Genomic DNA, 24,865 nt, shown 5'->3' with positions numbered 1-24,865 from the left:
CGTGCGCCCTGTCGCCGGGCGGGCGCCGGCGCTACGTTCGTTAGTCCCGTCGGTGGAGGTACCTATGGGCCAGACCCACGAGCGCGTCGACATCGGAGCCATCATTCGCGGCGCCCGAGCGACTGCGCGGATCACGCAGATGCGGTTAGGTGCGACATGCGGCTACTCGGCCTCGGCGATCTCACGAATCGAGGCCAACAAGCTGAGACCGGAGCCCTCCGCGCTGCTACGCATGTGCGAGGTGCTGGGCATCCCACCCGAGCGGATGGGCGGTTCCGCTGTCCCGGACGAAGCGTCAGTCGCTACGGTGACGGTCGTGGGCCCGTCTGACGAGGAGGATGCGGTGCGTCGCAGGAAACTACTGACCGGTGCGATTGCCACCACCGCGACGGCCATCGTGGGCACGGGCACGGCGTCCGCCGCGACGCCGCCTGGGGATCCGGCGGCCGGGCTGGAGGATGCTCTGTTCCGTCTGCCGGATGCCGAGCCGGCGGGGTTGCCGATGCTGACCGCCCGGACGGCTGCGGCCCGCAAGGCGTTCCGGGCCGCCCACTACACCGATCTCGGCCGCGCGCTGCCCAGTCTCCTGGCCACGGCCGCGGCGACTCGTGACGTCGCCACCGGGCAGGCACGGCAGCAGGCCTCCGCTGTCCTGGCCAGGGCCTACGTGCTGACGGCCGAGCTGGCGTCGAAGCAGCATTCCGACGCTGCTTGGGTCGCCGCTGACCGGGCGCTCTCAGCGGCCCGGGACAGCGGGTCACCGATTCCGGTCGGCGAAGCTTCCCGGGTCCTGGCGATCACGATGCGCCGCTCCGGCCGATGCTCGGCGGCCGTCCACTTCCTGACCCGTGAGGCCGCGGAGCTGGACGCCGCTGAACAGCGCACTGCGGCCGTACGGACGACACTGCTCCTCACTGCCGCGTACTCCGCAGCGACAGGCGGCGACCGGTCTACGGCACTGGCCCTGCTCGATGAGGCGGAGGAGGACGTGGAGCGGCTTCCCGATGTTGCGGGCCTGTTCACCGTCGAGGCCACCCGGGCTCAGGTCGACGTCTACCGCATCGGTGCACTCAACGTACTGGGCACCCCGGACGAGGGCTTGAAGGTCGCGGCCGGGCTGAACATCGGCTACATGGTGTCGCCGGAACGCAGGGCCCGCGCGTGGACCGACGTTGCCCGGATGCACCACGCCCTGGGCGATGGGGCGAAGACATTCGCTGCGCTGCGCCACGTCGAGCAAGAAGCGCCGCAGGAGGTCCGCCGTCCCGCCCTGCGCGCGCTGACGTCGGACCTGCTGTATGCGCCGTCCCGGGTGCAGGGACTCCGTGAGTTCGCTGTCCGTACCGGTGCGTTGGCTGCCTGACCCGGTGGCCGCCGACCGATCCCATGAGGCGCGGGTGCGCCCCGCTCCCAGGGGCTCCGCGGGGGCGGGGCGCGAGGGGCGCTGTCCCACGGGTGAACAGCCGCTCACGGTGATCAGGTGGAGCGGTGTGTTCCTGCGGCGGTGACCTGTCCTCCGGTCGCGGTGATGTGCACTTGGTCAGCGGTGGCGCCGGGCTGGCCCGTGAGGTGACTGCCACGCCGGCCGGGGGTGGTGGCGCGCGGCAGGGCGGAGCTGCTCGATGCGGCGGCGGGCCTTGGTGAGAGCGACGGCGTCTCACCCGACGGACAGGACGCCTGGCCACCCCACCAACCGACTACGCTCCCACTCGTGGCCGACATCCAGATTCCCGCTGACATCAAGCCCGCCGACGGGCGCTTCGGCGCCGGTCCTTCCAAGGTGCGGACGGAGGCGCTCGACGCGCTGGCCGCCACCGGAACGTCGCTCCTCGGTACGTCCCACCGCCAGGCTCCGGTGAAGAACCTGGTCGGCGCGGTACGTGACGGCGTGCGCGACCTCTTCTCCCTCCCCGAGGGCTACGAGGTGATCCTGGGCAACGGCGGCTCCACCGCCTTCTGGGACATCGCGACGCACGGTCTGATCGAGTCGAAGTCCCAGCACCTGAACTTCGGTGAGTTCTCCTCGAAGTTCGCGAAGGCCGCCAAGCTCGCCCCGTGGCTGGCCGACCCGACCGTCATCGCCTCCGACCCGGGCACCCACCCGGACCCGAAGGCCGAGGCGGGCGTCGACGTCTACGCCTTCACCCACAACGAGACCTCGACCGGTGTCGCCGCGCCCATCAAGCGCGTCGCGGGCGCCGACGCGGGCTCGCTCGTCGTGGTGGACGCCACCTCCGGCGCGGGCGGCCTCCCGGTCGACATCGCCGAGACGGACGTCTACTACTTCGCCCCGCAGAAGTCCTTCGCCTCCGACGGCGGCCTCTGGATCGGCATCTTCTCCCCCGCCGCCCTGGAGCGCGCGGCCCGCATCCCCGCCTCCGGCCGGCACGTACCGGAGTTCTTCTCGCTGCCCACAGCGATCGACAACTCCCTCAAGAACCAGACGTACAACACCCCGGCGCTCTCCACGCTGTTCCTGATGAACGAGCAGCTGACCTGGATGAACACCCAGGGCGGCCTGGACTTCACCACCGGCCGCACGGCCGCCTCCTCCGGCCACCTGTACGGCTGGGCCGAGGAGTCCAAGTACGCCACCCCGTTCGTCACCGACGCCGCCAAGCGCTCGCAGGTCATCGGCACGATCGACTTCGCGGACGAGATCGACGCCGCCGCGGTCGCCAAGGTGCTGCGCGCCAACGGCATCGTCGACACGGAGCCGTACCGCAAGCTGGGCCGCAACCAGCTGCGCGTGGCGATGTACCCGGCGATCGACCCGTCGGACGTCCAGGCGCTGACGGCGTGCATCGACTACGTGATCGAGAAGCTGTAACGCCCACGTACCTGAGAAGCGGCCCTGCGCACACGCCCATGTGTGCGCAGGGCCGTTTCTGCTTCACCCCGCGGGGTGACAGGGCGCCCGCCCGCCGCATTCGTCCGCGCCGTCCTACGATGATGCTCTCGACACCAGCCATTCCAGGAGGCCCGCAATGTCTGCAGCAGCAGCCGAGCACTTCTGTGACGGTCAACCGGAACCGCTGCTCGAAACAGCCAACGAGCTCGCCGAACGGCTTCCGGGATACCGCGTCGAGATCATCGGAGGCGTCATCACCGTGGCCCCACCCCCGGACGGCCCGCACGCGAACGCGCTGACCACACTCATGATCCCGTTCCTCGCCGCAGGCCTGCACGGCGAGGAGTCGAAAGTCCTCCAGGGCATCGGCCTCTGGCTGCCGGGCGGACCCGAGGACTACGCCATCCCCGATCTGGCCGTCGTCGACGCCGATCTCGACGAGCACCTGATCGAGAGCAACTGCTACGACCCGGCCGTGTTCCGCCTCGTGCTGGAGGTCACCTCCGGCAACTACAAGAACGACCTGCGCAACAAGGTCACCGCGTACGCCGACGCCAAGATCCCGGTCTACGTGATCGTCGACCGCAAGCACGGCCGGGTCCACGTCCTGACGGAGCCCATCGGCGGCACGTACGACCGCCACGAGGTGTACGCCCCCGGCCAGGACGCGCCGCTTCCGGAGTCGATCGGCGCCGACGTCCATCTCGACGTGGCGGACCTGCTGGCCGCCGGCCGCCCGAAATCAAGCCCGTCCGGCGATTGAGGACACAGCCCTCACCGCTCGCTCCGCCGCCTCCACCGCTCCTCCCCGTCCTCCCACTCCCCCGTCCGCACCAGCCCGAGCGACGCGGCCACCGCGGCGGACGCGGCATGGTCCGGGTGGATGTGGGCGACGACCGTACGGACGACGGCTCCGCCGTCCCCGTCCCCGGACAGCAGGTGCGCCACCAGGCCCGCCGCCGCCTCCTTCGCGTAGCCGCGGCCCTGCCACCCGGTCCCGATCACCCAGGCGATCTCGGCCCGCGCACCGGCCGTGTCCACCGTCGCCTGCACATAGCCGGCGAGGCGGTCCTCGTCGCGCACCCTGAGGACCCAGTTCCACCACCGCTCGTCCGGTTCCGGGGATCCGGCGGTCTGCCGCTCGTAGCGGGCGCGCAGGGCATCCGCGTCCTGCGGGGCGCCACCGGTGAAGGTGTGCAGGGCCGGGTCGGCGAGTACGGCCGCCATCTCGTCGGCGTACGCCACCCGCAGGGGCAGGGCATCCAGGCGGGCCGTGGAAAAGGGCGCGGGCCCGTCGTTCGTCGTCATGGGCCGATGATCCTCCGCCGGGGCCCGGTGCGCGGTCGCGGGGCTGTGAAACGCCCGTTCGGCAGCGCTCACGGGGATGACAGGGCGCCGGGCCTGCGGATCATGGATGGTATGGACACGATTCCTCAGCTCAAGCCCTTCGTGAAGCAGTACGCCGTCCTCCTCAGCACGCGGCGGCAGGACGGAACGCATGCCGACACCCCCGTCAACATCGCCGTCGAAGGCGATCACGCCTACATCCGTACGTTCTCCTCCGCCTGGAAGGTGGAACGGATGCGCAACCACCCCGTGGTGATGATCGGCCCCTGCACGGTGCGCGGCAGACCGACGGGCCCGCAGATCACCGCGCACGCACGCCTCCTCCAGGCGGGCTCGAAGGAGAACACGCACGCCGCCCGGATGATGTCGCGCAAGCATCCGATCGTGCAGGGCGTACTCGTCCCGCTCGCGCACCGGATCAAGCGCGACAAGACCCTGCACTACGAGGTCCGCCCGCTCGAAACGTAGAACTCAGGACGCGTAGAACTCAGAACGCGCAGGGCTCAGGACCGTAGTACTCAGGCCTTCTTGCGGCGCCTGCCCAGGAACAGCACCAGCCCGATCACGACCAGCACACCCACCCCGGTCGCCGTGGTGCCCTTCACCGGCACACCGTCCCCGCCCCCTCCCCCACCCGCACCGGCGGACGACGAAGACTTCCCGCCGGAACCGCCCGAACCGCCGCCGTTCTTCAGGTCCACCCGCACCACATCGCTCTGCTCGCCCTCGGAGCCGTACATCAGCGCCGACCCGTCCGCCGTGTACGTCACCGACTCGGCCTGCCCCAGCAGCGGGGACTCGACCGGGTAGTCCTTGCCCAGCCTGCCGTTTTTGAACGCGTAGCCGCGCGCGCTGAAGTACGAGCGCAGCACCAGCTCCGTGCCGTCCGGCGAGAACGCCCCGTCCGTCACCCACGGCACCTCACCGACCCGCCGGAAGACGTTGTCCCCGCCCGTCGTCAGCTTCGCCGGACCTTCGTAGAGCCCGCTGCCGCCGTCCTTCTTCGAGGCGATGTAGACGCGTCCCGTCTTCGGGTGGACCATCAGCGCCTCCGCGTTGCGCGGGCCGTCCGCGTACTTCACGTCGAACTGTGTCGCCCGGACCGTCGCGTTCCGCAGCTCCTTCGGCTCGGGGAAGCGGTAGATCCAGACGTGGTCCCAGCTGCCGTCGAGGTTGTCACCGATGTCCCCGACGTACAGATTCCCGTCCGGCCCCAGCGAGATCGCCTCCACGTCGCGCGGCGCCCCGACGCCCTTCATGGTGATCGTCGCGACGGTCTTCCCGGTCCGGGAGTCGACGGCGTAGACGTACGGCCCCTCGTCGCTGTCGTTGTGCGTCCAGTAGACCCCGGGGTGGGCGCGGCTGGCGGCCAGTCCGCTGGACTCGGTGATCCGCGGGTCCTCGATCGTGAAGCTCTGGTCGGCCCCGCCGTCATCGGCCACGGCAGGCGCAGCCGCCGCGAGGGACAGGAGCGCGGCGGCGCCGAGGGCAGTCAGTCGATACGAACGCATGGCACAAGTGTCCATCGTCACGTCGCAGGCCGGAGCCATGATCGGCCATGATGGCGCCATGCGTTTCATGTTCGTCGGCGATTCCATGACCATCGGACGCGCCGGCGACTTCACCTGGCGCTACCGCATGTGGCAGCACCTCGAAGCGGCCCTCGACGGCCCGTGCGCGATCGTAGGCCCGCGCACCGAGCTGCACGACCCGGTCACGGGCACCCCGGTCTCGTCCGTGTACGCAGCCGAGGACTTCCCCTCTGCCGCCCGCACGCACCTGGCCGGCTGGGGCGAGGGCTGGCTGCACATGGCCCCGGTGATCGCGGAGACGGTCGCCGCGCACCGCCCGGACATCCTGCTCGTCTCGCTGGGCCTGATAGACCTCGGCTTCTACACGGACAGCGGGCAGACCGCCCTGAACGCCCGCACGTTCCTGGCCGCGGCCCGCGCGGCGAACCCGCACATCAAGTGCGTGCTGCTGCCCGTCATACCGAACATCCGGGCCGAGTCCGACGCCCCCTTCGCCGCCGAGTGCGCCCGCTTCAACGAGCTCCTCGCCAAGGCAGTCGCCGACCTCGACGCACCGACGTCCCCGCTCCTGCTGGCCTCGCACCCGCCGGGCTACGACATCCACACGGACACCTACGACGGCACACACCCCGGTCCGTCCGGCGAACACCGGCTCGCGGCGGCGTTCGCCGACGCGATGCACCAGGCGTGGGGGCTGGGCGGGGCTTACGTCCCGGCGCCTGACCGGCCCGCCGTCACGGCTTCGCCGTCGGCTTCGCCCGTACGTGCATCCGCTCCCCCTGCGGTCCGAACAGGCTGAGGAACTCCACCGGTTCCGGCCCGACGTTGCCCCACCAGTGCGGTGTACGTGTGTCGAACTCGGCCACCTCCCCGGACGACAGCACGAGATCGTGCTCACCCAGCACCAGCCGCAGCCGCCCCGAGAGCACGTACAGCCACTCGTAGCCCTCGTGCACCCGCTGCTCGACCGGCCCGGGCGGACCCGTCAGGCCCGGCATGACCTGCTTGTACGCGTTCACCCCGCCGATGTGCCGGGTCAGCGGTACGAACGTCATGCCGTGCCGGCTGAACGGCCGGAACGTGACCCTCGGGTCACCCGTGTCCGGCGCCCCGACGAGCTCGTCCAGCTGCACCCCGTACGCCTTCGCCAGCGGGAGCAACAGCTCCAGGGTGGGCTTGCGGCCGCCGGACTCCAGCCGGGACAACGTGCTGAGCGAGATCCCGGTGGTCTCGCTCAGCTGGGCCAGTGTCGTGCCGCGCTCGGTCCGCAGCGCGCGCAGTCGCGGCCCGACGCCCGTCAGGACGGACGAGAACTCGTCGTCCGCCGCGCCACCGCCCTCTTCCGCCCCGACCTCATCCGATGCCATGACTCCATGATGCCTCCGCTTGCCGGACCGGCAAGCGGGTTTGTCAGGCTGCGCTCCCGGGGCGGGCACCCGGCCCGATCATGGCGAGCGACATCCGGGTCAGTTCGCTGGTCAGCCAGTCGGACGGCACCTGGCGCGGGCGGCGCCCGTGATGGGCGAGGAGCTCGTCCACGGAGTGCGTCAGCACCTGCACGACGACCGTGAGGTCACCGTCGGCACCATGACCCCGCTCCGCCGCGCGCTCGGCCTCGCGGGTCAGGAACTCGACCCACACCGACCGCCACGCCGCCAGGTGCTCGTCCATCGCCCTGCTCACCCCGAGCACCTCGACGAACGCCACCCTCGCCGCCTGCGGGTCCCTCGTGACCACCCGCACATAGGCGTCGAAGAGCCTGCGGACCCGCTCCTCCGTCGAACAGGTCTCCATACCCTCGGCCGAGAGCTCGATCTCCGCGGCACGCATCCCGCCCATCGCCACCTCGTCGTACAGGTCGACGAGCAGTGCCTCACGTGAGGGGAACTCGCGGTAGAAATCACGTACGTGCAGGTGGGCTGCCGCGCAGAGATCCTCGACCGAGGTATGTGCGTAGCCGTACACGGCGAACAAGGTGCGCCCGGCAGCCATCAGTTGCTCACGACACCGCACCGGGTCCCTCGTCGCCCGAACTCCGTCCCACCGGTCAACCATGGCGTCCCTCACCGGTCCTCCTCAGTCCGTCCAGGCCCCCCGGGCCCACTCTCCTCGCTCCACCGCACGGACGGTGGAACCGCCACACCAGCGAACGGCCGTACGCATGCGTTTCAGCCGACGCCGCCGCCCGCATCCTCCGCGAGGATCGCCGCGACCCGTTCCCGCCAGGGCAGCGGTTCGTCCGCCTCGAAGTCCTCGTCCTGAACGGGGGCGTGGGCGGGCCACTTGATCCAGTGCGCCCTTTCGGCAGCCTCCCGCACGCACGGCGGGCACACCGTCTCGTCACCCTGCGGCCGGAAGACGTGTTCCCACCCCCGCCCCTCGCAGGTGATGGGCGGCCGGGGCGCGGGCACGACGGGAGCGGGCTCAGCGGCCCTCTCCACCGGCTCCACCGACTGCACCGGCTCCGGCAGCTTCTGCAGCAGCCGGTACCGCAGGAAGCCGACAGCCGACCGCACCCCGCTCGACGGCAACTCACTGACCAGCGCCAGCCGCAGCTCCGCGGCCTGCACACCGCGCCGCAGCCAGTCGGCAGCGGCCTCGGCGAGACTGCGGGCCTCGCGGACACCGAGGTGCAGTTGGGGGCTGGCGTGCCGCAGCGAGAGCAACACGTGTTCGGCCTCGACGACTTCGGGATCGCGTTCCGCATCGGGACGCGCGTCAGGAGCTTGCCGCTCGGCGACTTCTACGACCTCGGCGGCCACTTCGGCTGCCTCGGTCGCTTCGGCCGTTTCGACCTCTCCGGCCGCTTCGAATTCTTCGGCCGCCTTGGAGGGTGGGTGGGATGAGTTCTTCTCACGTTCTTCATCCGTAGGTAGGTAACCACCGGCCGACCGAGTACCCGGATGACCGACGGCCGGATAGTGACTACTCGGTCCCACCTGCGGTGATTCCGCTCTCGCGTCCCGGAACCGCCGGGCCTCATCGGCGGAGAGCGGGACGTTGCTGACGACCTGATCGGTCACCCACAACCCTCCGTCCCCTTGGCGCCGCCACTCGAAGACGAACCCGTCTTTTTTGAGCTGCTCCTTGGCCCTCTGGTAGGCGCGCCCGGTGATCCCGATCCGCTTGGCGTGGTCACTCAACGCCTGGTCGGCACGCCCCGGGGGCAGCCCCTGCACGTAGGTGATCAAGACTTTCGCGTCATTGCCGAGACGCGGATGACGGATGACGGCGTGGGACGCCTTCACATAGCCGTAGGACGGCGGGATAGCATGAAAAAGCATTCTCGGTGGGCCTCTGCCATCGAAGGGTGAAGGCCCTCGGCTCGGTGTTGGTAGCACCACCGGGGGCCGCCCTATGCGCGGATGCGCACGGAGCGTAATAACGCGATCACCGTACAGCACGTGTACCGTCCGCCACCACACCGTTCACCAGCTCGAACAGCAGTCCCGCGTCCACGAACGGGACTTCGGCGGTGGGCAGGGATCGCCAGTCGAGCGGATACGTCAGCCCGTACAGCGCGGGCACCCCGACGAACGCCGCCTCTTCCCGGACCAACGCCTCGGCCCCGACGGGCCATCGGTACGTGCGAGCGCTGCCGGGCGGCAGCAGAAAGTACATACTCCGCTCACCGATACGGGAACGGACGATGGGCCCGGCCTGGAAGTCGGTGAACTGCATGACTTCGTAGGCCACTTGCTCACCCAGCAGCCCGATGATCCGTACGGCGTCGAAGTAAATCCCGGCATGGCGCAGGGCGTGCCCGCTCGCGGGGATCCAGGAGGGCACCGGGTCAGGTGAAGTTTTCGGTTCCATACGGAAAGAGTCGGCGCCCACACGTACCGTGACCAGGGACACAAGGCATCTGTGCACGGCTGTGCACTTCGGGGGGTGGGCTGTGCACACCAGTAAAGGCGGGGGCGGTAATGCCGGGATGTTCGGGGCGCTGTTGCGGCACTACCGTGAACGGGCCGGGCTCTCCCAGGAGGGCTTAGGGCTGCGGATCGGCTTCTCCAAGTCGCAGGTGGCGATGGTGGAGCGGGGGGAGCGCCCGCCGAAAGGGGACTTCACCCCGCAGGCCGACGCCGCGCTCGGTGCCGACGGTGCTCTGATCGCCGCAGCCAAGGAGTTGACGTCCAGCCGCGTGGCTTCCTGGTTCGGCCCGTTCGCCGAGGAGGAAGCGACGGCCAGGGCCCGGTACGAGTACGAGTCCCACCTCGTGCCTGGACTGCTGCAGACGGAAGAGCATGCACGTGCCGTGTTCAACGGCGCCTGCCCGCCCCTTGATGATGACGAGATCGAGGCCTTGGTCGCGGGCCGTCTCGCACGACAGCGCATGCTGACCCGCAAGCCGTTGCCTGACATCAGTTTCATCCTGGAGCTCGGCCCACTCGCTCGCCCGATCGGTGGGCGGGATGTACACCGAGCGCAGCTCCACCACATTCTTGAGGTCAGTCGGCTGCGCCACGTACACATGCAGGTCATGCCACCTCAGCGGGAGACACACGGAGGGCTCAGCGGGTCCTTCGTCCTGCTGGAGACCGATGACCGGCGGAGGCCGGCGTACCTGGAGGTCCACACCCAGAGCTTCCTTATCAGTGAACAGCCTCATCTGGGCCGCCTGTTCGCCCGATATGGCATTCTGCGGACCCAGGCTCTCGGGCCGGAAGAATCACAGAAACTGATTGAACAAACAGCAGAGAGCCTATGAGCACCCACCTCAAGTGGTTCAAGAGCAGCTACAGCGGGCCGGAGGGCGGCAACTGCGTCGAGGTCGCCGCCCGCCCCCGCTCCATCCACATCCGCGACTCCAAGGACCTCACCGTGCCAGCCCTCACCCTCTCCCCCGCCGCCTGGACGGCCTTCCTCAAGAACACGGCGGTAGCCCGATGAGCAGCTGGTTCGAGGACCTGCCCGAAGTCATCACCCGAGCCGACTTCGGCGCCCTGGTCGGGCGCCCGCCACGCAGTATCGAACTCATGGCGTCCAGAGGCCTGGCCGCCGATCCGGTGGCCCGCAACCGCAACAAGTTCATCTGGGAGGAAGAGGCCGCACTCGGCTGGTTCCGGTCCCTCCAGGAGCATGCGGTGATCGTGCCCGCGAGCAAGCAGGCCATGGACGATCTCGCCGAACACAACGCGTACGTATGCCCGTTGGACAGCAAGCACGTCGGGCTTGCCCGCCCCAAGATGCTCGTGATGTACCGGCCGGGCGGCACGGGCCTGGTCTTCGGCGTCGATGCGGTGGAGACGGTCAACCAGGAGATCGACGGCACACGGGCCGCGTCCGCGCAGACGCGTCAGATCAAGCGCAAGGGCGAACCCCTGGACACCGCCTACCCGCGGCCGTGGACCGTCTTCCGCCTCCGGGAAGCCGGCAAGATCGGCAAGGTCACACCGGCAGTCCAGCAGGGGCGCTACCTACGCCTCGACGACGTCCTGGACGCCCTGACGACCGACCACCTCTCGGTCCCCACCCTCGACGAGGCCTTCCCCGCCCGGAAGTGAACGCGTCACGCGACCACGTCGCCCCGCTGACAACGCCCAGTCGGAGACCGCCCGGACGAACGCCGCGATCTCCGCGGGTCAGGGCTCGCCGACGACGCCCGCCAGTTCGGCGTAGCACAGCGTCGTCGCGCGGCGGGTGGCGCGGTCGCTCGTGGCGCCGGCCTCGTCCGCGGCGTCGAGGAGAACGTCGATCAGGTCCTCGTCGACCGTGCGGCGGCGTACGCGGTCCAGGAGCACAAGCGGCTCCTCGTACTCCTCCATCTCCTCTCCGTACTCCCGCTCGGCGACCAGCATGGTGACGCAGAAGAGGCCGTCGTCGACCAGACCCGGCGGGTAGGGGGCGCGGCTCCAGCCGCTGGTGTCGCACCAGTAGACGAAACCCAGTTCGCGGGTTTCGGCGAGTGCGTTCAGCGCGTCGTACGGGAGCCAGTCGGGCGCCGTCTCGAAGTAGGGGAAGGGGGTCTTGCCCAGGTGCGTGCGGCTGCCGTCGCTGTCCTGCCCGTAGAGGACGGTGCGGCCTTCGGAGCACCTGCGCAGGCGCCACCAGTAGCTGCCGCCGGCGGTCTCGCAGAGCACACCGTGCTCGTCCACGTGGTACTCGTTTCCGTCCAGGCCGGCCGCGGACGCGAGAGCCAGGGCAACCGCGTGCCCCCACATGCGCTCGGGCTCGGCCAGGTCGTCCGGTGTGCCGGGCTGGTGCACGGTCTCTCCCCCTGATGATCGGATACGGCCGCGCCGACGAAGACTCCGCAGTTGCTGTCGAGTGCCGTCACCGTGGGCCTGGCCCCGGGCTCCCATGCCCTCGCAGCGGGCGGCCTGCGCCGTCCAACGGCGGAAGCCGAACCCGGATTCGGGCGATCGTACCCGAGGCGGGCTGACCGGCCCGGTCCGGTCCGGTCGGAGGTCTCGCGCCCGGGCGTCAGCGGCGCACCGCACCGGAGCCGCTCAGTCGGCTGCCTCTTCCGTGGAGTGGGAGTTGGTGAGTGTGAGCGCACCGCCCGCCGAGATCAGGCCGACGATGACCGCCAGCACGGCGTAGGTGATCCGCTCGCCGTGGAAGAACGACGCCACCAGGGAGTCGCTCCAGGTGCCTGCGGGCAGCTGCGTGGTGACCAGCGCGGCGATCAGGGTGCCGACCACGGCGGTGCCGATACTGCTGCCGACCTCCTGGGCGGTGTCGTTCAGAGCGCCTGCGGACCGGGCGCCGACTGACTGTCACGATTCTCAACGGCACCTTGCTGCCGATCCCTTCGCACGGCTGCCGTGCCGCTCACCCGCGCTCCCCGGCTCCGCGCGCGCTGGCTGCCGCCCGTAGGCACGGCGCAGTCGATGCACAAGCCGAGGCCGTGAAAGGGACTCAACGCGGCTGGCCCGCCGGACGCCATATTCACGGAATCCCTCATTCCAAAAAGATAATTACCCTCGATTCACGTCCGCTTTGCTGGATTTGCCGCTCCTCAGTCTCAAAAAAGCTCAACTTAGTGAACATCCTTTGACCATGCGCACACGAAGGGCGCATTGTTTCGGCATGCGGGGCACGGTTGAAGGATTCAACCGGCACCGCTAGCAGGGGGACGGGGGGTTTGCGCGTACCTACGGGGCGCGCATGCCACTTCCTTTTGCCCGATTTCCGTATCTCGGAATCGACCGCAACATAGGGAGAATAAGCGTTATGCGTTCAACGATTCGCAGGGGTTCTGTGGCGGCATTGAGCCTGGGCCTCTCGGCACTGGCCCTCACAGCGCTGCCCGGTACCGCCAGTGCCGCGCCGTCGGATCCCTCGTCGGCCACGGCATCCTCGGCCGCCTACATCGCCTATCTGGATGGCAAGGCAGCAGCTGGGGACACCGGCGCAGGGGAGACGGCCGAGCAGTTCAAGGCTCTCTCGACCGACGATCAGAGCCGCTTCCTCGACCTGATAGGCGATCCCGAGACCACCAAGGCATTCGCCGAGGCAGCCAGCGAGGCGCCGACATCGGCCTCGGCGCGAACCGTTCGCGCCGGGGGCGACGTCGTGATCGAGCGGGTGAGCGAGAGCGGCCCCCAGGGGCTCGCGACCGCCGCAGCCGCCAAGGACATGTGGGCCTCATACACCGTCTACGACACCGTGTTCGGCGTCAAGGTCACCAAGGTCAGCGTTCGCACGAACTACCAGGTCAAGGGCAAGGACACGACCAAGGTCTACCCGGGCAGCGCCACTCACTACAACTACGTGCCGGCCGCCTCGTTCTCCAACAGCGCAGTCAAGGAGTGGATCTCCTCTCCGCCCGCTGACAACGCCCAGTCGGAGACCGTCTGGACGGCAACGTGGACCGGCGGCCTCGGCTCCTGGTCGGCGCGCGAGCGCGTGTGGGGTGACTATCGCGGCTTCGTGGGCGGCTACCTGAAGTAGACCCGCACCACGCGTTCAGGTCGGGGGTGGTGCGGGCGGCATTCACGCGTCCCACACCACCTCCGGCAGCGCGAACAGGGAGGGTTCCCTCGCAGGCCAAGGTCATGTATCGTTTGTCGATAACATCGTTAATCGATATGGCGGGGTGGATGCTGTGACACAGGACCGGAAGCTGCTCGAACCAATTTCCACCGTGTCATCAGTGGCCCTGCGCCTACTCATGGCGCTCCTCATCGCCGCGTTCATTCTTTCCACGGTCCACGGCTGGGGCAACGGCAACATCTGCGTCACCGACTGGACCTCCAACAGCTCGTCAGCAGCACGGGGCTTCGTTCCTGAACCGGGCGCCACCGCCGGGTCCGTGCCGCGCTACTGCGCAGAGAACGCCACAAACACGCAGCACATCCTCGTCGGCATCCGCTCCCTGGCGTCACTCATCCTGTCTGTCGGCGGGCTCTTCCTCCTCAACCGTCTGCTGCGCAGCGCCACCCGTGAGGGAGTGCACACGCCGCAGACGGCAGCGGGACTGCGATTGCTGGGGTGGTGGCTGCTCGTCGGCAGCGTCGTGGCACAGGTCATTGCCGCCATCGCGCAGACCGCACTGCTGGCAACACTGGCTCAGGACGCCCATCTCACCGGCGTCTCCTGGCTCGAAGTCTGGAACCCTCCGTACCTGGCCGTGCTTACAGGCCTCGGCATCCTCACCTTCGCCCGAATCACCCGCTCCGGCTCCAAGATGCGAGAAGACCTGGAAGGTCTCGTCTGATGGCCTCGGAGGGCAGCGAGGGCCACGCCGTTGTCGTCCACCTCGACCGACTTCTCCAGAGGCGTGGAATGACCCTGGCCGATCTTGCTGCCCAAGTAGGCGTCACCAACGTCAACCTCTCCGTCCTCAAGAACGGCCGAGCCAAAGCCATTCGCTTCAGCACGCTCACACGCATTTGCGAAGCGCTGGAGTGCCAGCCCGGAGACATCCTGACGGTTCGCGTTGGCGAGAACGAAACCATCGAAGAGTAACCGGCTGCCCCGTAACACCTGACGGACTCGCAACGACAGCCACAGCACCTCGCCAGGTTGTTGGGGTACCCCAATGCATGCGGCGTGCGACATGCGGAGACAACCTTATTCTTACGCGAACCCCGGCTCAGGATACCGAGATTGACGAGCCATCACTTAATCCGAATCAGAGGAGTTCACATGTACGGAACGATGGATTCCGGATCGAAAGTCGCGATTGGCGTGGTGATCATCCTGATCACCACCGCAGCCATCATTGGGGTCAGGTGGCTCATGAAGCCGGAGACGACACGCTCAGCAGACGACGGGTAGAACTTTGGCGGGGCAGCGGACGTCAGGGACTCCGACGAAGCCGATGTAGCCGGAGCCGCTCGCGTTGCAGATCCCGCCAGTGGCCCGGCGGGCCCGCATCGACGAGCGTGATGCCCGGAGCGAGCCGCTCAGTCGGCTGCCTCTTCCGTGGAGTGGGAGTTGGTGAGCGTGAGCGCACCGCCCGCCGAGATCAGGCCGACGATGACCGCCAGCACGGCGTAGGTGATCCGCTCGCCGTGGAAGAACGACGCCACCAGGGAGTCGCTCCAGGTGCCTGCGGGCAGCTGCGTGGTGACCAGCGCGGCGATCAGGGTGCCGACCACGGCGGTGCCGATACTGCTGCCGACCTCCTGGGCGGTGTCGTTCAGAGCCGTGCCGATCGACGTGCGGTTGCCCGGCATCGCGTCGACGAGCGCGATGGCACAGATCGTCATGACGGTGCGCAGCCCGATGGTCATCACGACCATGCAGAGCGCGATGACGCCGTACCCGTGGTCGACGCCCCAGGACAGTCCGGCCAGTGAGCCGGCCAGGCAGGCCGCACCGACCAGGCAGGCGATGCGGTGGCCGAACTTCGCCGCGAGCCACTCGGAGAGGGGGGTTGCGGCGATCATGGTCACGATGAGCGGCAGGTTCGCCAGGCCGGCCCGCACGGGGCTCCACCCGTAGGCGTACTGGAAGTGGAGGATCAGGCCGAACATCACGGCGGCCATCGCGATGGCCGTGCCGATCTGCGCGATGGCGGCGCCGCGGACGGTGCCGTTGCGGAAGAGGCGGAGGTCCAGCATGGGCGAGGCGCTGCGGCGCTCGTGCCATACGAACGCGATCCCTGCGGCGACGGCGCCGAGTACCGATGCCAGGGTGGTCGCGGAGAGCCAGCCGTGCTCGACGCCGCTGGTCATCGCGTAGCAGGCGAGGCCGATGGTGGTGACGCTCAGGGCGGCGCCGGGCAGGTCGAGCCTGTCGCGGGTCAGGTCCTGCGGCCGGTCGGCCGGGACGCCGAGACGGACGCCGATGGCGGCGATCAGGGCGATCGGGGCGTTGACGAGCAGGAGCCACTGCCACTGCACATGGGCCAGGGCGGTGCCGCCCAGCAGCGGGCCGAGGATGAAGCCGGACATGCCCACGGTGATCATCAGGGTCATGGCGCGCATCCGCAGCGCCTTGTCGTCGAACAGCCGGAAGACCAGCGAATTCGTGATGGGGGCCATCGCCGCGGCGGCGATGCCGAGGCCGGCCCGCAGGGTGATGAGCTCTCCGGTGGTGGAGACCGCGGCGACGCCCAGGCTCAGCAGGCCGAACGCCGCCAGGCCTACCAGCAGCACGCGTCGGCGCCCGAGCCGGTCGGCCATCGAGCCTGCCGTCAGCAGCAGGCCGCCGAAGGTCAGCGAGTACGCGCCGGTGACCCACTGCAACGCGGTCGTGCCGCTGCCGAGGTCCCGGCCGATCGTGGGCAGCGCGATCGAGAGCAGCGTGTTGTCGACCATCTCGACGAAGAAGGCCAGGCAGAGCGCGGCCAGGGGTATCCATGCCGCGCGCAGGGACGGATAGGTGCGCGACGCGGTGGGTTCGGGGGCGGTGGTGGTGGTCATGGCGGCCTCCTCTCGGAACGCCGCCGACTATCGAACGACGTTCTACAATAGAACGAGGTTCGACCATAGAACGTAGTTCGATAATGATGCAAGTTGTGATTGGATGTGGACCATGACAGGCCCGCGACCCGCCGAGCGTCCTTCCCGAGGGCGCCAACGCGCCTCGCACTCCATCGAGGCCGTCCTCAATGCGGCCGTGGCCCTGCTCGACGAGGCAGGCGCGCCGGCGCTGACCCTCCGCGCCCTCGCCGCCCGGCTCGGCACGGGCGTCGGCAGCATCTACTGGTACGTCTCGGGCAAGGACGACCTGCTCGACCGCGCCGTCGACCACGTGCTCGGCGGGGTGCTGACGGCTGTCGAACGGCAGAAGAACAGCGGCGACCCGATCGATGACCTGCGCGGGATGGCGGTCACGCTGTTCGACGCGATCGTGGACCGGCCGTGGCTGGGTGCGAACTTCATGCAGAACATCGGCATCCAAGGCAACTCGCTGCGCCTGTACGAGGAGCTGGGACAGCAGACACTCCGGCTCGACCTCACGCCGCGGCAGCGGTTCCACGCCGTCTCGGCGGTCGTGGGCGTCGTGGTCGGCAGCGCCGCCGACCTGGGGCAGGAGCCGCCCCAGGAGGTACTCGACGGCCTCGTGACCCAGCACGAGTTCCTCGGTCGCTACGCCGAGGCGTGGCGGGCGCTCGACGCCGAGGACTTTCCGTTCGTGCACGACATCGTCGACGAGTTCGACGGGCACGACGACAAGGAGCAGTTCCTCGCCGCACTGGAGCTGACTCTGGCGGGCCTCCGCCTTCAGGCCGGAGCCTGAGGCCGGGGAGACGCTCCGTCAGGCCGCGATCACACCCCGTCGAACCCGGCGCTGTCCAGCAGGGGCGCGAGGGCGTCGGCGGTCAGCGCGAAGAGTCCGTCGCCGGTGGCGCCGCCCTCGCCGATCGTGAGGATGCCGACTGCCTCGCCGAGGTCGTTCAGCAGCGGTCCGCCGCTGCACCGGGGCGGCAGCCGCAGTCCCGTCCTGAACAGCCGCAGGTCCTGCTCGGGAAACGACTCGAACCTGTCCACGACACCGTGCAGCAGGTCACGCGGGGGCGGTCCGGCGGCCCAGACCCGGTCCCCGATGCCCAGGAGCTTCGCGTGCCCGAGACGCAGTGGTACCGCCGTCTCCGGGGCGACCGGGTCGGCCAGCCGCAGCACCGCGACATCGCTCCTGCGCGAGTCCGGCAGGAACACCCGCTCCACTGCTCGCGTGCCCATGCCCTCCACGCGGACCTCCACACCGGCCTCCGCCCGCCCGTCGTCCGGGAGCAGGTGCCGGTTGGTGACGACCAGCCGGTCCGAGATCAGGAATCCGCTGCCGGCCGCCTGCCCGGTGACGGTCACGAGCGCGGACCGGAACCGTTCCAGGAAGAGGTCCGGGCGCTCCGGATCCAGCAGCACCGCCCCCAGCCGGCCGGCGTGCGCGGCCAGTGCGTCGCGGTAGCCGTCGGCGTCACCGACCTCCGCCAGGCTGCGCAACTGGCGGCGGAGGTCTTCGGGTGACTCCAGCGGGGCGCTCAGTCCGCTCAGTGCCGCGAGTGCGCGTGCGTATTCGCCCGAGTCGTGCGCGGTTCGGAAGCGGCGCAGCGGATCCGGCTCGGCCGTGGCCAGTCGGACCAGCAGCGCGTTCCACGCGGTCAGTCTCGCCAGCTGGGGACGGAGCCGGTCCAGGAGCCCGCCCAGTTCGGCCGCCAAGTGCCGTGCCTCGGCCAGGTCTTGGTCCGGTGTGCTGCCGGGCTCCGCCCCTGCCGGCCCCATGGTCCGGTTCAGATACTCGCGTGCCTTGGCGGCGAGGTCGCGCAGCGGCTCCTCGGTGAGCAGCAGCTCGACTTCCCTGTCGTTGGCCTCGTTGAAGATCTCGCCGAGCATCCGCTGGGTCTCCGGGTCCGTGGGTGCCTGCGAGGGGCGGTAGGCGCTGAGGCGCTGCCGCAGCTCCCGCCACGCCACCTCGCCGTCGCCGGCCTCCGCCTCGTCGGCCATGGACCGCAGTCGCTTGCGCAGGTCCGCCAGCTCGGCCTGGAGCTCATGGCGGTGGGTCATGTCGTCGACCTCGTTCGGGGACAGCAGCGTGCTGTCGGTCACCCGGATGGACTTCGACTGCCCGGTGCCCTGGTCCCGCGCGGTCACCTCCAGGACGCAGCTCGCGTCGATGGAGAACTGCACCTCGATCTTCGGGACGCCCGCCGGTGCCGGCGGGATGCCCTCCAGCAGGATCTGCCCGATCCGTGATTTCGCGTCGAGTTGCCCGTTGAACACCTCGATGCGCACCGCGGACTGGTTGTCCCTGGTGGTGGTGAACACGTCGCGGCCCACTGTGGGGATGGTCATGTTCCGCTGGATGAGTGTCGACAGGACCTGCTGCTGCTCCTCGTCGAGGACGCTGATGCCCAGGGGCAGTGGGGTGACGTCGAGCAGCAGGAGATCCCGCAGGCTGCCGTCGAGGACCGCGCCCTGGAGCGCGGCGCCGCAGGCCACCGCGGTGCGCGGATCCGCGACCACCGTCCGCTTGCGGCCGAAGACCTCCTCGACCGTCTCCCGTACCAAAGGCGACAGCATCGGTCCGCCCACCAGCACCAGGTGCGCGGGCTGCGAGTCGAGCGACTCCTTGAACTCGGCACAGGTCCGGCGCAGGGTGCGGAGCGGTTGTTCGAGGATGTCCGCCAGTTCGGCGCGGCCGAGTTCGAGGTTCACGTCCTTGCCCTCGATGAAACTGTGCAGCGCGTAGTCGGTGTGCTCCTGCGACGACAGGCCGATCTTGAGGTACTCGGCGGCGACTTCGAGGCGGCGGCGCGCCACGCCCTTCTCCGGTACGTCGATGCCTTGTCGCTTCAGGCGTTCGGCCAGGGCGCGGCTGACGGAGGCATCGAAGTCCTTGCCGCCGTAGTGCGTGTCCCCCAGCACCTGATGTACGTCGTGGACGTTGTCCTCCACCTCGACGACGCAGGCGTCGAGAGTCCCCGCACCGAGGTCGACGACACACACACGGCCGGAGAGCCGCCGCTCGCGTGTGGCGGTGATGCAGGCCGCGGTCGGTTCGTGGATCAGCCGGACCACGTCCACCCCGGCGATCCGGCATGCGTCGCGGGTGGCGTGCTTCTGGTTGTTGAGGAAGTAGGCGGGAATGGTCAGGACGACCCTCGGGCGGTCCAGCCTCAGGTCGTGATGGCGCTCGGCCCACGACAGCCAGTCCTCGCGCACTCTGCCCAGCTCGGCCTGGGCCAGCTCGCCGACCCGTTCGCGTACGCGGGTGGCGAGATAGCCCTCGACGAGCCCGCGTGCGTGGCGGATCAGCCGGGCCGCCACCTCCTCCGGGCGGTAGGAGCGGTCCCGGATCCGGTACACGGTCCGCGTGCCCATGGCGCGCTTGGAGGCGCTGATGTGGCCGACCACCCAGTCCGCGAGGATCTCCTCGTCGGCCAGGCCGACCAGCTCGTTGCCCTGCCGGTCGAGGCTCAGCGTCGAGGCGAAGTGCGTCCGGCCCTTCCAGGGGCACAGCACGAGCTTGCCGGCCTCGGTGTCGTAGACGGCGGCCGCGCAGGTGGTCGTGCCGAGGTCGAGCCCCCAGATCCCGGCGTACCGTCGGTCGGTCTCGGCACGGGCCTGCGCCACCCAGGCCTGGGCCCGCTCCTCGAAGCGCCGTCGCACAGTTCCGTCGAGCGCGTCCAGGGCGCGGTCGATCCCGGGTGCCAGCGAGGGCGGCAGAGCGGGGTTGTGCCGGAGACCGTGCAGTTCGTCGGCGAGCCCGTCACGCCGGTCTCCGCTCTCGACGGCTTGCGCGTACAGCCGGACGAGTTCCTCGAAGCGGCCGGAGCGGAGCAGGCACTCGGCCAGCCGTGGATCGTCCATGGCCCGGTCGCCGTGCCATCGCAGCAGGGAGTCGGCGGCCATGCCGTACGCGCCGGCCCGCATGAACAGATCGAGCGCCGGCTCCTGTTCCCCGGCGTCCGCGTACAGGCGTGCGGCGCCGAGCAGATCGCCTCCGGACTCGCGTGCTTCGGCGCGGGCCGTGAGTCCCTCGGGCGTCTCGTCGTGCCTGAGTACGAGGTCGGCCTCCCCGAAGCGCCCCGCACTGCGGTAGAGGCGGTGGGCCCGGTAGCGGTCGCCGCCTTCCGCGGCACGCCGGGCCGCCTGGGCCGGTTCACCCGACTCCTCCTCGAACCGGCTCCACCGGGCGAGGACCGCCTGCTGTTCCGACGGCGCCTCGGCCCGGGCGAGCAGCGAACGGAAGTGCTGCCTGCCCTCGGCCGCGACAGCGGCCCGCGTCGCGGTCAGCTCCGCCGAGTCCAGTGCCGCCCGGTCCAGATGGCCGGTCAGCTCCTTTGCTGTGCGGGCCGCTTCGGTGAACTCCCCCTGCTCGACCAGCGCGTCGACCTCCGGGCGGCACAGCCCGACCAGCCGCCCCACGCGCTCGGCCCGGTCCGCCGGGCATGCGTCCAGCGCATCGTGGATCCGGCCGAGCCGCTCAAGGCACTCGCTCGCCCGGTCCGGCCGCCCCGCCGCCTCGAAGGACGTCAGCGCCTGCGTGAATTCCCCCGCGTCGAAGAGCAGATCACCGGCGCGCTCCTCCAGCCTCTGCGCCGCCTCGGTGTCCGCCCGGCCGTGTGCCAGCCCGAGACCGGCCCGTACGTCATCGAGCCTGGGCGAACGGGCACAGCAGTCCAGGGCCTGCCTGCGCAGCGCGTTGGTGTCGGCGAGCCGGACCGCGTCCGCCCCACGCCCGAGGAAGCAGTGCACCTCGCACAGCTCGGGCAGCAGCGCCTCGGGCAGCTGGTCGAAGAACGCGGACCACAGCTGGGTGTCCCGGCTCAACGCCACGTTCACCAGATGTCCCCGCACCGCGCGGGTCACCGTGTCCGCGTCGAGAAGCCCGACGTCCTTGCAGCGTTGCAGGTACGAGACGAGCCGGTCGGCATCGCGCTCACGGCCGAGCAGATCGGCCATGCGGTCGCGCGCCCGGCTCCGGACCTCGTCGAGCCGCAGCCGGACGCCCAGCTCGAACGCGACGGTCAGCACATGGCGGTCGTCCCGCTCGGCCAGACCGGCCAGCCACGTCGCGTCCTTGGGCCCGAAGGCCAACGGGTAGTGGTCGGACGGTATGCGGGAGTCGTAGTCGCGCAACAGGTGGGCGGCCAGGGGTGGTTCCTGCTCGACGGCCAGGCGCAGCGCGGCACCGTAGTCGCGGGCTGCCCGCTCCGACTCCTTCCCGGTCAACGGCGGCGAGGCGTCGAAGGCCGTCCTCAGGCGATTCACCGCCCGCTTCAACCGCTGCTGCGGTCCCATGCCCAGCCGACCGAGTGGTGTCATGCGCAAGCTCCCCCTGAGTTGCGGATGAACAGCGAGAACCCGCTGCCGTCGCCGTCCATGCTAGAGGGCGCGCCCGCGGGCCCGTGTGGAGCGTTGGAGTAAACGCGCAGCCTGCCGCGTTGTACTCCTGACTGCAGCGATGACAACGGGGCGGACCGCGTCCGTCCCCGGGAGGGAGCGGGAGCCTGTGAGCCTTCGCCAGTACGAGTACGCCCTGGCCGTTGCCGAGGAGGGCTCGGTGACGGCGGCGGCGGAGCTGCTGCGCGTGGCTCAGCCCTCGGTGTCCCAGCAGATCCGCGGCCTGGAGCGGGAGCTCGGCGTGCAGTTGTTCGCCCGCACACCGACCGGTCTCGTGCCCACCGTGGTGGGCCGCGCGTTCCTACGGGAGGCGGAGGTCGCGGTGACGGCCTCGCGCCGGGCGAGGGCGACGGCGCAGGCCGGTGCCGATGATGTGGCGGGCGAGCTGGTGGTCGCGGCGCAGATGGGCTTCGGCGCGAGGCAGCTGCCGGGCTCGCTCGGCGCGCTGCGGCGCCGCTTCCCCCGGCTGGAGGTCACCGTCTTCGAGGAGCCGAGCTCCGCCGAGCTGGAGCGGCTGTGCCGCCGGGGTGTGCTGGACCTCGCCCTGATGGCGGCCTGCGAGCGGAGCCCGGCCGACGCCCACCATCTCGGCGACGAGGAGTTCGTCGTCGTGCTGGGCGCCGGTCACCGGCTGCTCGCCGCGGACCGGGTCGAGCTGCGCGAGCTGGAGGGGGAGCCGTGGGTGAGGTTCGACCGCGACAGCGCGCTCGACGGCGTGCTGGTGAACGTGCTGCGGAGCAATGACCTGACCCCGACCACGGCCGCCCGCGTCTCCCAGACGGCGACGGCCGTGCGGTGGGCCGCCCTCGGTCTCGGGGTGACGCTCGTGCCGGCGTCCGCGGTACCGCACGACCACGCGCACCTCGCGCGCCCGGTGTCCCCGGTCGTGCCCCAGCCCGTCATCGCCGTGCTCCGGCATGCCCCGGGCCCGGCGGAGACGGCCCTGCTCGACCTTCTCCGCCAGGAGAGCTGGTCCGAACCCGTTGCCTTCTCGGCGGCATCCTGAACCCGAGTTCCGCTCCTTGGAATTCGGACACGCATTTCTCCGGAATTCGAATTCGGGAATTCCATCGGCGTCACCCCCTGGGGAATTCACCGCCGTCCACGATGAGGTTGCTCGCCGTCAGCCAGCTCGCCCGGTCGGACAGGAGGAACAGCACCGCGTCGGCGATGTCCTCGGGCCGTCCGTCGCGCCCCAGCGGCGTGGTGTCGTCGGCGTTGGTCTGGGCCGGCGCGCCGCCCGTGCTCGCGGACACCTCCGCCCACTGCTCCCGCGTCCGCTCGCCGCCGGGAGTGGTGGTCCTGCCGGGAGACACGGTGTTCACCCGGATCCCGAACGGGGCCAGCTCCAGGGCCAGTCCCTTGCCGTACGTCTCCAGCGCCGCCTTGGCCGCCACGTAGTGCAGGAACGTTCCCACCGGGGTGAGGACCGCGGCCGACGACACGTGCACGATCGCCCCCGAACCCCGCTCCCGCATCCCCGGGGTGAGCAGTGCGTCCAGCCGTACCGCCGCAAGGAAGTTCAGGTCGAGCGCGTCCTGCCACTCCTCGTCGGAGATGTCCAGGACGCCCGCGTGCGGGGTCGCCCCGCCCGCGTTGTGGACCAGGATGTCCACTCCGCCGAGCCGCTCCTGCGCGGCTGCGGCGAGCGCCTGCGCCCCGGCCGGTGTCCGTACGTCGGCCTGGACGAAGGACGCCCCGTCCGGCACGGTGCCGGCCGCCGACCTGGCGGTCGTGAGCACCTCGGCGCCCGCGTCCAGGAGCTGGCGCACGATGGCCGCCCCGATCCCACGGGTGCCGCCCGTGACCAGTGCCCGCTTTCCTGCGAGATCCTGCGTTCCCGATCCGTTTCCGTTCGTGGTCATGCCACTGATCCTCTCGATCACGTCATTGTCCGCCCGGCAGAAAAGGAATTCATGTGAGCGCCTCGCCGAGCCGTGTTTCACAGTACGTTCGGAAAAGAATGAGAGGCAAAGACGAAATTGCAGCAGGAGATATAGGGACTCCCTATGGCGTCACCGGACAGCGGGTACCGGGACGGCCGGGCTCCCGCGCCACCGCGCGCGCTCCGCCTCCGTAGCGTTCACCACCGGTTCGATGCATCAGCCACCACAGGAGAGTTCATGCCCACCAAGACACTGACCCTTCCCACCCCGGACGGCCGGGCCGATGCCTTCGCCGCCTTCCCCGACGACGGCGAACGGCACCCGGGAGTGCTGCTGTACCCGGATGCCTTCGGCGTGCGGCCGGAGCTGGAGGCGAGGGCCCGTGAGCTGGCCGGGCACGGGTACTACGTGCTCGTGCCCAACATCTTCTACCGGCACGGCCCGGCACCGGTGGCCGAACTCCCCGCGCACATCGAGGGAGAGACCCGCGCCGCGATCATCGGCGAGCTGATGCCGCTGATCCACGCGCACACCCCCGACCGCATCCTGCGCGACGCCGACGCCTACCTCGGTTTCCTCGCCGCCCAGCCCGAGACGGATGCCGGACCGGCCGGCGTGATCGGCTACTGCGTCGGCGCCGCCCTGGCGATGCGTACCGCAGCGGCCAACCCGGGACGGGTGGCGGCCGTCGCCGGATTCCACCCCGGCTTCCTGGTCACCGACGCGCCCGACAGCCCGCACCGGCTGCTCTCCGAACTCACCGCGGAGGTCCATGTCGGCCTCGCCGAGGGCGACATGACGGCCGAGGCCCTCGCCGAGTTCGACCGGGCTCTCGACGCCGCGGGCGTCGGCTACACGACCGAGGTCTACCCGGGCACCGTCCACGGCTTCACCATGTCCGACACGGACGCCTACAGCTCCGAGGGCCTGAAGCGCCACTGGGACCGTCTGCTCCCCCTGCTCCGCCACAACCTGACCACCGGCTGAGCCTCGGCCCGGGCG

At 69.9% G+C, this 24,865-nt stretch carries 24 protein-coding genes and 1 pseudogene; 14 read left to right on the top strand and 11 right to left on the bottom strand.

What is annotated here, in order from left to right; all coding sequences use genetic code 11:
• Positions 1-64: 64 nt before the first annotated feature.
• The 3 genes from ACFVW8_RS12120 (at position 65) to ACFVW8_RS12110 (ending at position 3,614) form a co-directional block, all read left to right on the top strand.
• A complete protein-coding gene (locus tag ACFVW8_RS12120) occupies positions 65-1,363 on the top strand; it encodes a helix-turn-helix domain-containing protein (protein ID WP_389688765.1) in 1,299 nt (432 codons plus the stop codon).
• A 348-nt stretch (positions 1,364-1,711) separates the two neighbouring features.
• Complete coding sequence (gene serC, locus ACFVW8_RS12115) at positions 1,712-2,830, top strand: phosphoserine transaminase (protein WP_389688763.1); 1,119 nt, start codon at positions 1,712-1,714, stop codon at positions 2,828-2,830.
• 157 nt (positions 2,831-2,987) lie between these two features.
• Entirely contained in the window at positions 2,988-3,614 is a 627-nt protein-coding gene (locus ACFVW8_RS12110) for a Uma2 family endonuclease (protein ID WP_389688761.1), read from the top strand.
• 11 nt (positions 3,615-3,625) lie between these two features.
• Here ACFVW8_RS12110 and ACFVW8_RS12105 read toward each other — a convergent pair whose 3' ends face one another.
• A complete protein-coding gene (locus ACFVW8_RS12105) occupies positions 3,626-4,159 on the bottom strand; it encodes a GNAT family N-acetyltransferase (protein ID WP_389688759.1) in 534 nt (177 codons plus the stop codon).
• A gap of 111 nt (positions 4,160-4,270) precedes the next feature.
• Between ACFVW8_RS12105 and ACFVW8_RS12100 the strand changes: the two genes are divergently transcribed.
• Positions 4,271-4,666: a PPOX class F420-dependent oxidoreductase gene (locus ACFVW8_RS12100; RefSeq protein WP_389688757.1), complete on the top strand. Its 396-nt coding sequence runs from the start codon at positions 4,271-4,273 to the stop codon at positions 4,664-4,666.
• Between the two features lie 50 nt (positions 4,667-4,716).
• Here the strand turns inward: ACFVW8_RS12100 and ACFVW8_RS12095 are convergent, their stop codons facing one another.
• Positions 4,717-5,709 (bottom strand): WD40 repeat domain-containing protein, encoded by a 993-nt coding sequence (locus tag ACFVW8_RS12095; protein ID WP_389688755.1) that lies wholly within the window; start codon positions 5,707-5,709, stop codon positions 4,717-4,719.
• Between ACFVW8_RS12095 and ACFVW8_RS12090 the strand changes: the two genes are divergently transcribed.
• The gene (locus tag ACFVW8_RS12090) at positions 5,708-6,529 is read left to right on the top strand and encodes a GDSL-type esterase/lipase family protein (protein WP_389688753.1); all 822 of its coding nucleotides are present in this window, start codon (positions 5,708-5,710) and stop codon (positions 6,527-6,529) included. The two genes, ACFVW8_RS12095 and ACFVW8_RS12090, sit on opposite strands and share 2 nt — an antisense overlap.
• Here ACFVW8_RS12090 and ACFVW8_RS12085 read toward each other — a convergent pair.
• The 4 genes from ACFVW8_RS12085 to ACFVW8_RS12070 form a co-directional block, all read right to left on the bottom strand.
• Positions 6,465-7,097 (bottom strand): helix-turn-helix domain-containing protein, encoded by a 633-nt coding sequence (locus ACFVW8_RS12085; RefSeq protein WP_389688751.1) that lies wholly within the window; start codon positions 7,095-7,097, stop codon positions 6,465-6,467. The two genes, ACFVW8_RS12090 and ACFVW8_RS12085, sit on opposite strands and share 65 nt — an antisense overlap.
• A 43-nt stretch (positions 7,098-7,140) precedes the next feature.
• A complete protein-coding gene (locus ACFVW8_RS12080; protein ID WP_389688794.1) occupies positions 7,141-7,785 on the bottom strand; it encodes a TetR/AcrR family transcriptional regulator in 645 nt (214 codons plus the stop codon).
• A 113-nt stretch (positions 7,786-7,898) separates the two neighbouring features.
• Positions 7,899-9,014 (bottom strand): hypothetical protein, encoded by a 1,116-nt coding sequence (locus ACFVW8_RS12075; RefSeq protein ID WP_389688749.1) that lies wholly within the window; start codon positions 9,012-9,014, stop codon positions 7,899-7,901.
• 106 nt (positions 9,015-9,120) lie between these two features.
• Positions 9,121-9,519: a hypothetical protein gene (locus tag ACFVW8_RS12070; protein ID WP_389688747.1), complete on the bottom strand. Its 399-nt coding sequence runs from the start codon at positions 9,517-9,519 to the stop codon at positions 9,121-9,123.
• A 145-nt stretch (positions 9,520-9,664) separates the two neighbouring features.
• Here ACFVW8_RS12070 and ACFVW8_RS12065 point away from each other — a divergent pair, with 145 nt between their 5' ends.
• From ACFVW8_RS12065 to ACFVW8_RS12055, 3 genes are read left to right on the top strand one after another with little or no spacing between them, the layout of a single operon-like run.
• Positions 9,665-10,441, top strand: a complete 777-nt coding sequence (locus tag ACFVW8_RS12065) for a helix-turn-helix domain-containing protein (protein ID WP_389688792.1) — start codon at positions 9,665-9,667, stop codon at positions 10,439-10,441.
• Complete coding sequence (locus tag ACFVW8_RS12060) at positions 10,438-10,623, top strand: DUF397 domain-containing protein (RefSeq protein ID WP_389688745.1); 186 nt, start codon at positions 10,438-10,440, stop codon at positions 10,621-10,623. The genes ACFVW8_RS12065 and ACFVW8_RS12060 overlap by 4 nt, the downstream gene beginning before the upstream one ends.
• Complete coding sequence (locus tag ACFVW8_RS12055) at positions 10,620-11,237, top strand: hypothetical protein (RefSeq protein WP_389688743.1); 618 nt, start codon at positions 10,620-10,622, stop codon at positions 11,235-11,237. Before ACFVW8_RS12060 ends, ACFVW8_RS12055 begins: the two co-directional genes overlap by 4 nt.
• 78 nt (positions 11,238-11,315) lie before the next feature.
• On the opposite strand, the gene ACFVW8_RS12050 is transcribed toward ACFVW8_RS12055, so the two are convergent.
• Positions 11,316-11,939 (bottom strand): hypothetical protein, encoded by a 624-nt coding sequence (locus ACFVW8_RS12050; RefSeq protein ID WP_389688741.1) that lies wholly within the window; start codon positions 11,937-11,939, stop codon positions 11,316-11,318.
• Between the two features lie 243 nt (positions 11,940-12,182).
• Positions 12,183-12,425: pseudogene (locus ACFVW8_RS12045) on the bottom strand (tetracycline resistance MFS efflux pump); the annotation flags it as partial.
• 484 nt (positions 12,426-12,909) lie between these two features.
• Between ACFVW8_RS12045 and ACFVW8_RS12040 the strand changes: the two are divergent.
• The 3 genes from ACFVW8_RS12040 to ACFVW8_RS12030 all read left to right on the top strand — a co-directional run bounded on the left by ACFVW8_RS12040 (position 12,910) and on the right by ACFVW8_RS12030 (position 14,646).
• A complete protein-coding gene (locus tag ACFVW8_RS12040) occupies positions 12,910-13,629 on the top strand; it encodes a hypothetical protein (protein WP_389688739.1) in 720 nt (239 codons plus the stop codon).
• Positions 13,630-13,783: 154 nt separating this feature from the next.
• Positions 13,784-14,395 carry a hypothetical protein gene (locus ACFVW8_RS12035; RefSeq protein WP_389688737.1) on the top strand — a complete coding sequence of 204 codons (612 nt, stop codon included), beginning with the start codon at positions 13,784-13,786 and terminating at the stop codon, positions 14,393-14,395.
• Positions 14,395-14,646 (top strand): helix-turn-helix domain-containing protein, encoded by a 252-nt coding sequence (locus tag ACFVW8_RS12030; protein WP_389688735.1) that lies wholly within the window; start codon positions 14,395-14,397, stop codon positions 14,644-14,646. Before ACFVW8_RS12035 ends, ACFVW8_RS12030 begins: the two co-directional genes overlap by 1 nt.
• Before the next feature lie 440 nt (positions 14,647-15,086).
• On the opposite strand, the gene ACFVW8_RS12025 is transcribed toward ACFVW8_RS12030, so the two are convergent.
• Complete coding sequence (locus tag ACFVW8_RS12025; protein WP_389688733.1) at positions 15,087-16,550, bottom strand: MFS transporter; 1,464 nt, start codon at positions 16,548-16,550, stop codon at positions 15,087-15,089.
• A 112-nt stretch (positions 16,551-16,662) separates the two neighbouring features.
• Here ACFVW8_RS12025 and ACFVW8_RS12020 point away from each other — a divergent pair, with 112 nt between their 5' ends.
• Positions 16,663-17,370, top strand: coding sequence for a TetR/AcrR family transcriptional regulator (locus tag ACFVW8_RS12020; RefSeq protein ID WP_389688731.1), 708 nt, complete (start codon positions 16,663-16,665; stop codon positions 17,368-17,370).
• A 29-nt stretch (positions 17,371-17,399) separates the two neighbouring features.
• Here ACFVW8_RS12020 and ACFVW8_RS12015 read toward each other — a convergent pair whose 3' ends face one another.
• Positions 17,400-21,899 carry an Hsp70 family protein gene (locus ACFVW8_RS12015; protein WP_389688729.1) on the bottom strand — a complete coding sequence of 1,500 codons (4,500 nt, stop codon included), beginning with the start codon at positions 21,897-21,899 and terminating at the stop codon, positions 17,400-17,402.
• A gap of 187 nt (positions 21,900-22,086) precedes the next feature.
• On the opposite strand from ACFVW8_RS12015, the gene ACFVW8_RS12010 reads away from it, so the two are divergent.
• Positions 22,087-22,983, top strand: a complete 897-nt coding sequence (locus ACFVW8_RS12010; RefSeq protein ID WP_389688727.1) for a LysR family transcriptional regulator — start codon at positions 22,087-22,089, stop codon at positions 22,981-22,983.
• 70 nt (positions 22,984-23,053) lie between these two features.
• On the opposite strand, the gene ACFVW8_RS12005 is transcribed toward ACFVW8_RS12010, so the two are convergent.
• Positions 23,054-23,842, bottom strand: coding sequence for an SDR family oxidoreductase (locus tag ACFVW8_RS12005; RefSeq protein ID WP_389688726.1), 789 nt, complete (start codon positions 23,840-23,842; stop codon positions 23,054-23,056).
• A 258-nt stretch (positions 23,843-24,100) separates the two neighbouring features.
• Between ACFVW8_RS12005 and ACFVW8_RS12000 the strand changes: the two genes are divergently transcribed.
• Entirely contained in the window at positions 24,101-24,850 is a 750-nt protein-coding gene (locus tag ACFVW8_RS12000) for a dienelactone hydrolase family protein (RefSeq protein ID WP_389688724.1), read from the top strand.
• Positions 24,851-24,865 lie beyond the last annotated feature (15 nt).

It is taken from the genome of Streptomyces sp. NPDC058221, from assembly GCF_042882365.1.
Classification (GTDB): Bacteria; Actinomycetota; Actinomycetes; order Streptomycetales; family Streptomycetaceae; genus Streptomyces.
The sequence above is the reverse complement of the archived record's forward strand: the minus strand, read 5'-3'. Positions and strand labels throughout refer to the sequence as shown.

Coding starts and splice junctions, on each gene's coding strand:
- ACFVW8_RS12120 (WP_389688765.1), top strand. CDS start 65: ATGGGCCAGACCCACGAGCGCGTCGACATCGGAGCCATCATTCGCGGC.
- ACFVW8_RS12110 (WP_389688761.1), top strand. CDS start 2,988: ATGTCTGCAGCAGCAGCCGAGCACTTCTGTGACGGTCAACCGGAACCG.
- ACFVW8_RS12105 (WP_389688759.1), bottom strand. CDS start 4,159: ATGACGACGAACGACGGGCCCGCGCCCTTTTCCACGGCCCGCCTGGAT.
- ACFVW8_RS12100 (WP_389688757.1), top strand. CDS start 4,271: ATGGACACGATTCCTCAGCTCAAGCCCTTCGTGAAGCAGTACGCCGTC.
- ACFVW8_RS12090 (WP_389688753.1), top strand. CDS start 5,708: ATGGCACAAGTGTCCATCGTCACGTCGCAGGCCGGAGCCATGATCGGC.
- ACFVW8_RS12095 (WP_389688755.1), bottom strand. CDS start 5,709: ATGCGTTCGTATCGACTGACTGCCCTCGGCGCCGCCGCGCTCCTGTCC.
- ACFVW8_RS12085 (WP_389688751.1), bottom strand. CDS start 7,097: ATGGCATCGGATGAGGTCGGGGCGGAAGAGGGCGGTGGCGCGGCGGAC.
- ACFVW8_RS12080 (WP_389688794.1), bottom strand. CDS start 7,785: ATGGTTGACCGGTGGGACGGAGTTCGGGCGACGAGGGACCCGGTGCGG.
- ACFVW8_RS12075 (WP_389688749.1), bottom strand. CDS start 9,014: ATGCTTTTTCATGCTATCCCGCCGTCCTACGGCTATGTGAAGGCGTCC.
- ACFVW8_RS12065 (WP_389688792.1), top strand. CDS start 9,665: ATGTTCGGGGCGCTGTTGCGGCACTACCGTGAACGGGCCGGGCTCTCC.
- ACFVW8_RS12060 (WP_389688745.1), top strand. CDS start 10,438: ATGAGCACCCACCTCAAGTGGTTCAAGAGCAGCTACAGCGGGCCGGAG.
- ACFVW8_RS12055 (WP_389688743.1), top strand. CDS start 10,620: ATGAGCAGCTGGTTCGAGGACCTGCCCGAAGTCATCACCCGAGCCGAC.
- ACFVW8_RS12040 (WP_389688739.1), top strand. CDS start 12,910: ATGCGTTCAACGATTCGCAGGGGTTCTGTGGCGGCATTGAGCCTGGGC.
- ACFVW8_RS12030 (WP_389688735.1), top strand. CDS start 14,395: ATGGCCTCGGAGGGCAGCGAGGGCCACGCCGTTGTCGTCCACCTCGAC.
- ACFVW8_RS12025 (WP_389688733.1), bottom strand. CDS start 16,550: ATGACCACCACCACCGCCCCCGAACCCACCGCGTCGCGCACCTATCCG.
- ACFVW8_RS12020 (WP_389688731.1), top strand. CDS start 16,663: ATGACAGGCCCGCGACCCGCCGAGCGTCCTTCCCGAGGGCGCCAACGC.
- ACFVW8_RS12015 (WP_389688729.1), bottom strand. CDS start 21,899: ATGACACCACTCGGTCGGCTGGGCATGGGACCGCAGCAGCGGTTGAAG.
- ACFVW8_RS12005 (WP_389688726.1), bottom strand. CDS start 23,842: ATGACCACGAACGGAAACGGATCGGGAACGCAGGATCTCGCAGGAAAG.
- ACFVW8_RS12000 (WP_389688724.1), top strand. CDS start 24,101: ATGCCCACCAAGACACTGACCCTTCCCACCCCGGACGGCCGGGCCGAT.